The organism is Hallerella sp. (assembly GCF_022776125.1).
GTDB classification, from domain to species: domain Bacteria; phylum Fibrobacterota; class Fibrobacteria; order Fibrobacterales; family Fibrobacteraceae; genus Hallerella; species Hallerella succinigenes.
This window is the reverse complement of record NZ_JALFIA010000087.1, coordinates 19,795-30,091: the sequence shown is the minus strand read 5'-3', so window position 1 is coordinate 30,091 and position 10,297 is coordinate 19,795. Positions and strand designations below refer to the sequence as shown.

12 protein-coding genes and 1 pseudogene are annotated in these 10,297 nt (G+C 49.6%); 10 read left to right on the top strand and 3 right to left on the bottom strand.

Annotated elements, in window-relative coordinates; all coding sequences use genetic code 11:
- Positions 1-429, top strand: a pseudogene (locus MR847_RS10495) (glutamine--tRNA ligase); the annotation flags it as partial.
- A 138-nt stretch (positions 430-567) separates the two neighbouring features.
- Here the strand turns inward: MR847_RS10495 and MR847_RS10490 are convergent.
- Positions 568-1,905 carry a hypothetical protein gene (locus MR847_RS10490; protein ID WP_287723712.1) on the bottom strand — a complete coding sequence of 446 codons (1,338 nt, stop codon included), beginning with the start codon at positions 1,903-1,905 and terminating at the stop codon, positions 568-570.
- Between the two features lie 114 nt (positions 1,906-2,019).
- On the opposite strand from MR847_RS10490, the gene rsmG reads away from it, so the two are divergent.
- The 3 genes from rsmG (at position 2,020) to MR847_RS11070 (ending at position 3,585) form a co-directional block, all read left to right on the top strand.
- Complete coding sequence (gene rsmG, locus MR847_RS10485; protein ID WP_100426639.1) at positions 2,020-2,730, top strand: 16S rRNA (guanine(527)-N(7))-methyltransferase RsmG; 711 nt, start codon at positions 2,020-2,022, stop codon at positions 2,728-2,730.
- A gap of 149 nt (positions 2,731-2,879) precedes the next feature.
- Positions 2,880-3,287: an FISUMP domain-containing protein gene (locus MR847_RS10480; protein ID WP_287723711.1), complete on the top strand. Its 408-nt coding sequence runs from the start codon at positions 2,880-2,882 to the stop codon at positions 3,285-3,287.
- Positions 3,211-3,585, top strand: a complete 375-nt coding sequence (locus tag MR847_RS11070) for an FISUMP domain-containing protein (RefSeq protein ID WP_353846858.1) — start codon at positions 3,211-3,213, stop codon at positions 3,583-3,585. The genes MR847_RS10480 and MR847_RS11070 overlap by 77 nt, the downstream gene beginning before the upstream one ends.
- On the opposite strand, the gene tgt is transcribed toward MR847_RS11070, so the two are convergent.
- Positions 3,582-4,724 carry a tRNA guanosine(34) transglycosylase Tgt gene (gene tgt / locus MR847_RS10475; protein WP_287723710.1) on the bottom strand — a complete coding sequence of 381 codons (1,143 nt, stop codon included), beginning with the start codon at positions 4,722-4,724 and terminating at the stop codon, positions 3,582-3,584. The two genes, MR847_RS11070 and tgt, sit on opposite strands and share 4 nt — an antisense overlap.
- 124 nt (positions 4,725-4,848) lie before the next feature.
- On the opposite strand from tgt, the gene MR847_RS10470 reads away from it, so the two are divergent.
- The 3 genes from MR847_RS10470 to MR847_RS10460 are packed head-to-tail and all read left to right on the top strand — an operon-like array spanning position 4,849 to position 6,346.
- Entirely contained in the window at positions 4,849-5,394 is a 546-nt protein-coding gene (locus tag MR847_RS10470) for an RNA polymerase sigma factor (protein ID WP_100426641.1), read from the top strand.
- On the top strand, positions 5,387-5,716 hold the full coding sequence (locus tag MR847_RS10465) for a hypothetical protein (RefSeq protein ID WP_287723709.1): 330 nt from the start codon (positions 5,387-5,389) through the stop codon (positions 5,714-5,716). The genes MR847_RS10470 and MR847_RS10465 overlap by 8 nt, the downstream gene beginning before the upstream one ends.
- A 3-nt stretch (positions 5,717-5,719) precedes the next feature.
- Positions 5,720-6,346: a Spy/CpxP family protein refolding chaperone gene (locus MR847_RS10460; protein ID WP_287723708.1), complete on the top strand. Its 627-nt coding sequence runs from the start codon at positions 5,720-5,722 to the stop codon at positions 6,344-6,346.
- A 162-nt stretch (positions 6,347-6,508) separates the two neighbouring features.
- Here MR847_RS10460 and dusA read toward each other — a convergent pair whose 3' ends face one another.
- Positions 6,509-7,495, bottom strand: a complete 987-nt coding sequence (gene dusA, locus MR847_RS10455; RefSeq protein WP_287723707.1) for a tRNA dihydrouridine(20/20a) synthase DusA — start codon at positions 7,493-7,495, stop codon at positions 6,509-6,511.
- A 27-nt stretch (positions 7,496-7,522) separates the two neighbouring features.
- Between dusA and MR847_RS10450 the strand changes: the two genes are divergently transcribed.
- From MR847_RS10450 to MR847_RS10440, 3 genes are read left to right on the top strand one after another with little or no spacing between them, the layout of a single operon-like run.
- The gene (locus MR847_RS10450; RefSeq protein ID WP_100426645.1) at positions 7,523-8,416 is read left to right on the top strand and encodes an aspartoacylase; all 894 of its coding nucleotides are present in this window, start codon (positions 7,523-7,525) and stop codon (positions 8,414-8,416) included.
- Positions 8,416-9,036 (top strand): hypothetical protein, encoded by a 621-nt coding sequence (locus tag MR847_RS10445; RefSeq protein ID WP_287723706.1) that lies wholly within the window; start codon positions 8,416-8,418, stop codon positions 9,034-9,036. Before MR847_RS10450 ends, MR847_RS10445 begins: the two co-directional genes overlap by 1 nt.
- 9 nt (positions 9,037-9,045) lie before the next feature.
- Positions 9,046-10,296, top strand: coding sequence for a hypothetical protein (locus MR847_RS10440; protein WP_287723705.1), 1,251 nt, complete (start codon positions 9,046-9,048; stop codon positions 10,294-10,296).
- The last annotated feature ends 1 nt before the right edge of the window (position 10,297 follow it).

The following is a 10,297-nucleotide window of genomic DNA, read 5'->3' as shown; positions in this document are numbered from 1 at the left end:
TTCGTCAAATGCGTCAGCGTGGAAAAAGACGCCGATGGGAACGTGACGACCGTTCACTGCACATACGACCCGGCCACCAAGGGAGGCGACTCTCCGGACGGACGCAAGGTCAAGGGCACGATCCACTGGGTCAACGCTTCTACCGCAGTCGATGCAGAAGTGCGTCTTTTCGATAACCTCTTTACGCTGGAAAATACGGGAGACGTTCCGGACGGAGAAGATCCCCTGAACTACCTGAACCCGGATTCCATGATCGTGAAACAGGCGAAGCTTGAACCTTCCCTTGCGAAGGCAAATTTGAACGATCGATTCCAGTTTATGCGTCAGGGCTATTTCTGCCTGGATTCTCGCGATTCCAAGCCGGAACACCTCGTCTTCAACCGAACCGTGGGACTCAAAGATTCATGGGGTAAGGCTCAAGCGAAGTAACAAGTCCTGGTTACAACTGTATACAAGAATTGTTTGGTACAAAGACTCTTTTAATTCGATATTAGATAAATTAAGTAATACCAAACACTCCCCCTTTAACTCCTTCCAAGGCTCTCCTTTCCTTGGAGGGAGTTTTTTTTACCACATTCCATCGAATTCAAATCCAAACCGCCACAAGTGCAAATCTTGAAAGCGTTCCGAGCGCAGTTCCAAGGAACTTTTGCCGTATAATTTCGTAGAAAAAGTCATTTGCGTTTCTAGGCGCACCACCAAAGGTTTTTTCTGAGGGCCGCGCAAAATACACAGCACCTTTGCACGCACCGCCTCTTCAATCGGAATCGAAAATCCCGGACGGATTTCATACAACGTTGTCTTCAAAGAATGCCGAGGAGTAAGTCTCCATTCCGCAAAAAGGCTGTCCTTTTTGAACAAAGAAACTCCACTTTGCATCAAGAGCGTTGTCGAGAAATCTTCCCCGACAGCAGACACGCGTGTTCCCATTCCCAAAGAGGCGTATTCCTGACGCCGCACCCAGGAAATCTCTGCCACAGAGCGAGCCTTCCCCGTATCCAGCGGAACGGCAAAACTCAAAAGCAGCCGAAGATTCAAGTCCCCAAGGGCTATCTGTACTGTGGAATTTCCCACAGCACGGTGCGTTTCCACAATCTTCGGCAGTCGAAAAATCCCGTGCAGCGTATCGTTCTTGTGCAGATAAGCGCGAAAGCGCAATCGCAGCGGAAGCGAATTTTTTCCTTTTTCAGACGTTCCGGAAACGTACAAGAGAGGCGTATTCCAATGCTTGGAATAAAGAACCTGCACGTCGGCGGTAGAGTTTTTTGCGCGCAGAAAGGCTCCCCGGAATCCGTCCAAAGAAAAATTTCCCATTCCGAAGAGCTGAATATTTTTCGGCGAACCGATTGCCGTATGAAATCCAGCAGTCGAATCTTCCCACGCAAAAGCGCCTACCGTCAAAGGCTTTAAGCGAACCGTGAGAATACCGCCGAGCCTTTTTTGCAACGCAACGGCACTGCCCACGTCTATCGAAGAAAGATTCCCCGCCGCAAAAGAAAAGCGCCTGCCCTTGTACTGCAAGCGCCTGTATTTCACAGTCGGACTTTGGGCGCCTTGCGATTTGAAACGGACTTCGCCAGAGATTCGCCAGAGCCCTAGCGCAAGGCGCATCTGCTGATTCCGCAGATTTCCCGCCGAATCTAAAGACAGAGCCTCTTGAAAAGCTCCTCGAAAATTCAAACCGTCCAAACGTTCCGTCCAAGTTTTTTGACAGGGTTCAAGGCCCAAAGCTTCCCATTCTGTACAAGCTTCTTCCCCGTCGCCCGCTTCGATCAGGCGCAAAAGTTCTTCCAAGTCTTCTTCGCCAATTTTGCCATCGTCATAAGCCCAAAATGCGTCTTCAACAGAAACGCTTTCCCGTTCCGCCGACCAAAGCATTCCCTGCAGAGCTAGCAGGATTCCCAAAATTATTCCAAAGTCACGCCGCAATCTTTTCTCCTATCCAAAAGACATTTCCTTTATAAGACGTCCGAAATTCGGATTGGAAGAAAAAAACGTTTATTTTTCTACTTTTAAAACATGCCTTCTAAATTTTCCAAACGTCCAGTCAATCAGGTTTTTCCCCTTTTCAACGGCAAGCGTACCGTTCCTTCCGTTGCAGGTTTAAAGCAACTGTTGGAATATCACGGAGTCGATCTCCAAAAGGAAACCCTTGAACAGTTGTGGGCTTACCACCAGCTTTTGCGCGAGCACAACAAGGACCAGGATCTGACCCGTCTGAACGCTTTTGAAACGATTGTAGAACGTCATTATGCGGACTGCACGCTCATCAACGCCTACGTGCCGGAATGGCCAAAGCGCATGATCGACGTCGGCAGCGGCGCAGGCTTTCCGGGAATTCCGTTAAAGCTCGTGAATCCGGACATTCGCCTGACTCTTTGCGAACCGCGCCCGAACCGCATTGAATTTTTGAACCTCGTCATCCAAGAACTCGGTCTCAAAGGCATCGACGTCTTCGGCCACAAGGTGACTAGCCGCAGCCTCACCTTCCCCGTACAAGGAGTCATTAGCCGCGCCTTTGAACTGATCGAGCTTACGCTCCCGAGAATTCAGAAAGCTCTCGTTCCGGGTGGACGCGCTTACTTTATGAAGGGGCCTGCCGTCAAAGACGAACTCGCGACTCTGCATCCGGAAGATTACGGATTCAAGCTTGTTTCCAAGCATTTCTACCGCATTCCACGCAGCACGCAGGACCGCGCCCTCGTGATCTTAGAAAAAGAACAGGAATAATTATTTCCTCCGAAGTGGATGCCGTCCTATCCTCTTCAACTGCTATCGCATTTTCTTCAAGTGGCATTACGAGCGGATCTTTACAAGACTCCGCTGCTAGTTCCAGTAGTCAGGTTATCCTCCCTGAGGAGAAGCCATCCAGTTCCAGCGTGATTGCTTCATCGTCTTCGACGGCCCGCAATGACAGTCTATCATCCAGTTCGAGTGAGTTTGCTTCTTCGTCTTCGACGACTCGCAATGACAAATCCTCGTCAAGCTCGTGGCAAGCTCTCTCATCAAGCTCGGAATATATCGATATCACAGCAGGCAGCATCTATAATGCTTCCGCAGATAGTCTCATCGACTTAAGAGATGGTTCTGTTTACAAAACAGTCACCATCGGAGATCAAATCTGGATGGCCGAGAATTTGAATTTCAAATACAACTACAATACCGCCATCAGCATGTGCTATGATAACTACGCAAAAAACTGCGTAAGCTATGGTCGCCTATACACATGGAGCGCGGCCATGGACAGTGCTGGCGTTTTTAGCCAGAACGCTCTTGGCTGTGGATGAAACCTTAGCGAATGCTTATGACCACTGCGCAAGCCGACTCAAATCCACATCCAACTGGCATGGTGGCGAAGGAACCGACGATTATGGCTTTACCGCACTCGCTGCAGGCATATACATTTCATCTCTCTATGAATTTGACTTCCAAGGCTACCAGACTGCTTTTTGGAGTTCATCCAGGTTAAGTGGTGGAGCATACAAGTTTTCTTTGCTATCAGAAAACGCAACAGAAAAAGATTGTGTATACATCGTTATAAGCAATATGTACCAAGGGAACTCCGTTCGTTGCCTCAAGGATTAATCTGCGTTCCGCTGTAAAAGCGGGATCTGTTCGGCCGCCCATTCTTCAAACGTATCGTCTGCGATATGCGCCTTCGCCTGTTGCATCAGGTGAATGTAAAAGTGCAAATTGTGGATTGTCGAAAGTGTCCAGCCTAAAGGCTCCTTGGTTTTAAAGAGATGCCGCAAATAGCCGCGACTGTAATTCTTACAACAGTAGCAGTTGCACTCCGGATCCAAAGGCTTGTCAAATTCCATCGCAAACCGCTGATTCTTAAACCGCAGAACGCCGCGGCTCGTATAAGCCATTCCGTCTTGCGCATGCTTCGCCGGTAAAATGCAGTCGAACATGTCCACGCCGCGGCGGATCAGTTCCAGCAGATTCCAAGGCGTCCCCACGCCCATCACGTAACGGGCCCGGTCAGCGGGTAAAAGGTTCGTGCAGAAGTCGGCGATTCGGTACATCAGTTCCGCAGGTTCGCCGACCGAAAGCCCTCCCATAGCGTAACCGTCCGGGCAAATCTCTTTTAAGGCTTCAATGGATTTCTTTCGAAGCTCCAAATGCATGCCACCTTGAACTATTCCAAAAAAATATTGCGGATAACCAAGAATCGGCGGATTCGCATCCAGCCATTCTTTCGCTTCGCGGGTCCACTTGAGCGTATATTCAAGCGACTTGTTCGCTTCTTCCACAGTACTCGGGTAAGGCGTGCATTCGTCGAATGCCATGATGATATCAGCGCCGATTTCGCGCTGGGCCTGCATCACGCTTGCCGGAGAAAAGAAGTGTTTCGAACCGTCCAAATGACTGCGGAATTCGACGCCGTCCGCAGTGATTTTTCGCAGATCCTTTAAGCTCCAGACCTGAAATCCTCCGCTGTCGGTAAGCATCGGACCATTCCAGCTCATGAACTTTTGAACTCCCCCGGCAGCAGCAATCGTCTTTGTGCCGGGGCGCAGATACAAATGGTATGTATTCGCCAAAATGATTTCCGCTTCCATTTCACGGATGTCGCGGGAGGTGATTCCTTTGACGGTCGCTTCCGTTCCGACGGGCATAAAGATCGGAGTGGTGACGACACCGTGAGCGGTCGTGATTTTACCCAAACGCGCCTTGGATTTGGAAGAGGTCTTGAAGAGTTCAAAAGGATTCTGGTTCATTTTCGCCTACAAAATAGGCTTTATTTTGTCATTTCCAACAAAACTAGCCCAAAAATCCGCTTTTTTTTCATATTTCTTATTTTGAAAGCAACCGATCCTTTTTGAAAAGCATCCAAAGGATTGAATGAGCGAAAAAGAGATTATCAAAAAACTCCAAAAAGGAGATTTGAGCGCCCTCAAGCGCGTCTGGGACGAGCACAGCCAGCATGTGCTGAACCTCGCCTTCCGCATGCTCTTGGACCGCGAACAGGCAGAAGACATTCTGATGGATGTCTTTGTCCAGATTTCGGAAGCGATTCAAAAATTCCGTGGAGAATCGAGCCTTTCGACGTGGCTTTACACGCTGACGAAAAACGCCTGCCTGATGAAGCTGCGCAGCGACAAGGTTCACTTGACAATCGAAACTGACCGCCATCTAGAAATAGAAGAACGCGCCATCGGACGATCCGAAAGGGCTGATGCAATCCTCGACAAGGATGCTCTCGCTTACGGTCTCTCCATTCTCACGCCCGATCAGCGCAGTCTTTTATGGCTGAAAGATGCGGAAGGTCTCGATATCAAAATCCTTTCTGAAATATACAACGCGCCGGAAGGCACGCTGAAAGCCCGACTTTCCCGTGCCCGCGCACAGGTCCGTCAGGTCCTCGATAAGGAGACTGCTTATGCGTAAAGAAATCGATTTTTCCAAGTCCCGAAGACTCAAGCCTCGCAGCGATTCCTGGGCAAAAGTCGTTGCCCGAATCGAAGCTAGACAAGAAGAAAACCGGTTCATCTTGTTCCGCAAGCTTTCCTCTGTGGCTGTCGCAGCAAGCGTTCTGCTTGTCGCCGGCGCTTTCTTCCTCGGAATGAACACGCGTTCGATCTCTCAAGAAATTCTCGACGATTCCGATTCTTCGGTGGAATGCCTCTCTTGGTATTCTTCCCTGGGTTCCGGTGAATCCGTCAGTACCTTTGCCACCGCTGTTGACAATTACTACACAACAGGAGAATAAACCATGCAAAAAAGCTACACACTTCTTTGGATTTGCGGACTTGTCTTAGCCGCCGCTGTCGGCTTCTTTACAAGTTCAGTCGTCTTCTGCCACAAGAATCCAGAGCCGCCTACTGCACCGGAATTTGCAAAGGACAAACCTCAAAACGAATGGCACGCCTTTAAAAAGCAACGGCACTTCAACTTTAAACACAAAATGGACAGCGCTCTCGGACTTTCCAAGGAACAGATTGCAAAGCTCGACTCCAACGGTCGCGCCTGTAATGCATTCCGACGCGAAATGAGCCGCCAGATCAGGCTTGCCGAACAGGAACTCCACACGCTCCTCAAGGCGGACATAATCGACGAAGCGGCGCTCCAGTCCACGCGCGCCAAGCTTCTCCTGTTGAATGAAAAGCGGCTCGATCAGCGCATTCAAGACGTTAAATTTTTCAAGAGTGTCTTGACCGCCGAACAGCACAAAAAGTTCAAAGATCAGCCATCCAAATTCGACCAGATGCCCCCCAAGGTCAATAGGATGGAACAAATGCAAGGAGAACATCCCAAAATGGATTACCCCAACATGGAAGGTCCGCGCATGGGTCCCCCGCCGCAGCGTGACGGTGCTCACAATTCGCCTCCGTGTGAGTAATTGTAAAGATTTTTGCAAGGAAAAAATACCTATCCTATCCTTGTCCACACGCTTTAAAATGTCTATATTTTAATTGTAATTGATTTCCTCCATACCCCAAACAAGCGTAGGCTCTTCGGAGACCTACGTTTGTTTTTTTTACGGTTCTGAATTTTAAGGAAATCAAATTTCTTCGACAGCATCCATCGCCGTGCGAATCAAAGCGGCGCCATCCAAAGCCTTAGGGGCGCCTTCCGAAAGAATCTGGCGAAACTTTCTGCCGCCCGGAAAACCGGTAAAGATTCCATACAAATGTTTCGTGAGAACCGAAAGCGGACATCCTTCTGCCTGCGCCTTTTGCACATAAGGCAAGAAGGCTTCGAGCAAAGCCTTGCGCGTTTGCGGTGCAAAGTCTTTCCCGCCATAGATTTCAGAATCTGCCGTAGCAAGCATCCAAGGGTTTGCGTAAACGGCACGTCCCATCATGACTCCATCGACATGCTTCAAATGTTCCTTCGCCTGGTCAATGGTTCTGATGTCCCCATTCACAGAAATATTCAACTGCGGGAAAACTTCCTTGAGCTTGTAAACGGTCTCGTAATGGATCGTCGGCTTTTCGCGATTTTCCTTGGGCGAATATCCTCGGAGCCTTGCCGTGCGAGCGTGGATGATGAACGTGTCGCATCCGGCGCAGTGGACCGTGCGAATAAAGTCTTCAAAGAATTCCCAGCCGGTGAAGTCATCGACGCCGATGCGGGTCTTGACCGTTACCGGAATCTGAACTTCCTTTTTCATCGACTGCACGCATTCTGCGACCAGATCCTTTTGCTTCATCAACATGGCGCCAAAGGAGCCGCTCTGGACACGTTCCGAAGGGCAACCGCAGTTGAGGTTCACCTCGTCAAAACCTGCGCCTTCCACGATCTTTGCACATTCCGCAAGCATTTTCGGATCGCTACCGCCGAGCTGCAACGCGACGGGATTTTCCACCGGATCGTGCTGCAAAAACCTGGGACCTGCGTGCAAAAGCGCATTCGCCACGATCATCTCCGTGTACAGCAAAACGTTCTTGGACAGGAGTCTCAAAAAGAAACGTTCGTGCCGATCGGTAAAATCGAGCATGGGAGCGACCGAAAGGCGTCTATGGAAGTTCAGGTCTTTACAAATCATGCGCCAAATTTAGTATAATAAGGATATATGAGCCAAATTAAGACTATCGTCATCGCCGGCGGAACTCACGGAAACGAACTGACTGGAGTCAAGCTTTACAGTAAATGGGCCGCCGATAACCACTATTACAAGCACGCATGCCCTTCGGCAAAAATTGAACTTGTCCACACGAACATCGAAGCGACTCAAGTTTGTCGCCGCTACGTGGATCTGGACTTGAACCGCAGTTTTGCCAACAGGCTTTTAGCTCTCGAAAATCCGAGCGCCTACGAAATTCGCCGTGCCAAGGAATTGAACGACCGCTTTGGCCCGAAAGGCGAAAATACAAAGACCGACCTCATCATCGATGTCCACAACACGACGTCAAACATGGGCGTCTGCCTGATTCTTTCCACCCGAGATCCGTTCACCATGCGCGCGAGCGCCGAACTCGTCCATGAATTTCCGAACTGCTTTATTTACTACCAGCCGGAAGAACGTGGCGAATCCCCCTATTTTGGAACGATCGCGAAAGCGGACATCTGCTTAGAAATCGGTGCACAGCCGCATGGGACTCTCGATGCAAGCCTCTTCGCTGAAACCGAAAAGATCGTTCTTCGCTACCTGGAAATGGCAGAAGAATGGAACCAGGGGATCTTGCAAAAGAAACCGAAGAAAACCGTGGACGTCTATACGCAATACAAAGACATCGACTATCCGCGAGACAAGTTCGGCGAAATCCGTGGCATGGTCCATCCGAACCTGCAAAACGGCGATTACAAAGAAGTCAAATCGAGCGACCCAATTTTTATTTCCTTCGATGGAAAAGATATTCCAAACGAAGAAGACAAGAGCGTTTGGCCGATTTTCATCAACGAAAGCGCTTATTACGAAAAGAAGCTCGCCATGAGCCTTACCCTTAAAACCACAGAGGAATGGTAATGTCCGAAGAAAATCAGGAACTGCACTCCCCGACGACAGACGAAAAAATTTCGAGTCTTCTCGCTTTGATTGAAGATCAGCGCAACTCCCGTTACGAATCCCACTTTGACGAAATCCTCGACGGTTTTGAAGACTTTTTGATCAGCCGTCCGGAACCTCCAAGAGAATGGCAGGAACGCTTTGACGCTTCGGGCAAAAAATTCGACTACTGGCAGATCGTGCTTCCGCAAGATTTCCAGGATCCGTTCGAAGACGACCTCGGCAATATTCGCCGTCTGCGCAATGAATTTTCGGACACAAAGCCGACGATGGCTTTGGAACACATGCTCATTTCGCGCAATTACTTCTTGTACGAAAACGGTCACGCGGCACCAGTTCCCGCTCCACAGCCGATTCTGATGCTAGAAAGCATGGACGACGAAAATTCAAAAATCGACTGGGACTGCTGCTTTACGCTCTTCGGAGATGGCAGTTTTTACGCTTATAATCTAAACCAGGACGACGAAGAAGAACTCGGTGAAGATTTCAAGAGTATTTTAAAGGATAGAATCGGCGTTCTTTCGGAATTGCGCATGATCGTTCCGGCAGAAGGTCGTGACTACGGTTTTTTGCACAGCTGAGAAGGTCGGATGAAACTCGGAATTCGGACATGGGCTTTACTCTGCGGAATGCTTCCGGCATTCGGATTTTCCGCATTTATCCAAAGTCCGATTCCCCCGTCCACGTCCAAGAATTTTTTCAAGGACATGAACGGCGACAGTCAAATGGACCAGGTGGAAATCGTTTTTTTGGGGAATCTTTCCCGTGAATATCTCGATTCCACAGTCGCCCGTCTAGAACTCAACTGGAAGGATCGGAACGGGATTTCCCAGGTTCTGACTTTCCCAGGCTCCGAACTTCCGTTCAACGCTTCTAACGTGAATTCGATCGTTCTCGACCTTTCCCAAAATCCGAACCTTTACCGCAACACATCTCTCACCGAAAACTCCAAGACAGCAAAAATCGTTTTCCGCGATTCGTCCGAGTTGCCGATTTCGATGAGCGAAAAGCTCTCGCCGATTATTGAAAGCGCTTACCTCGCCCATCACGGTTCGGGGAAGGATTCCCTGCGGGTGCGCTTTTCGGAACCGGTTTCTGAAACTTCTCCGAATGCGGACTTTTTAGAATTCAAGCATGCTGGAGACGTGCAAACCATTTCTGCCGCTCAAGTCGAATGGGATGCAGACCGTTCTTCAGTTCTGCTCATTTGGGATGCAGGTCAAGGTTTCCCCCTTCCGCGTGACAGCATCCGCGTTCTCGCCGGCATGTTGCAGGATTCCCTTTTGAACAAATCCCTGGCGACTGCTCCTTATGCAAAAATAGCCGGAGCCTATCCGTTTGAATTGCAAACAAATTCACTCGCAATGATACGGGAATCCGATACACTGGACCATGCTCCGATCTTTGAACGCGTCTTTGCCGATACTTCGGCAAAACTTCCCTCTTCCGCAGAACACGGCGTCGCCTTAAAAATCGGCGGGAAGGACTTCCGCGAATACGTTCAAGAATTTGCAAACAGCTCTACGGAAAAGGTTCTCCCGAGCGACATTTCCATTCACCTGTCACTCCGCCTTTACACAACGTCCGGCGCCTACGTCACCAGTGTCACATCCGAAACTTCCTGCTCGGACTCTCACTTTTTAAACGGCAACTGCCTCGAAAATCCGCAGACCTTCTTCCTCAAATGGAACCTGATGGCGAACGACCGTTCCATCGTTGCGACCGGCGCCTACCTCGCTAAAATTTTTGCCACCATCCGTTACAAAGACAAAGTTCTCTGGAAAAGCGACAGCGGAAAGAACGCCGCGCAGATCTGGGGAGTCAAAAGGAACTTGAAATAGC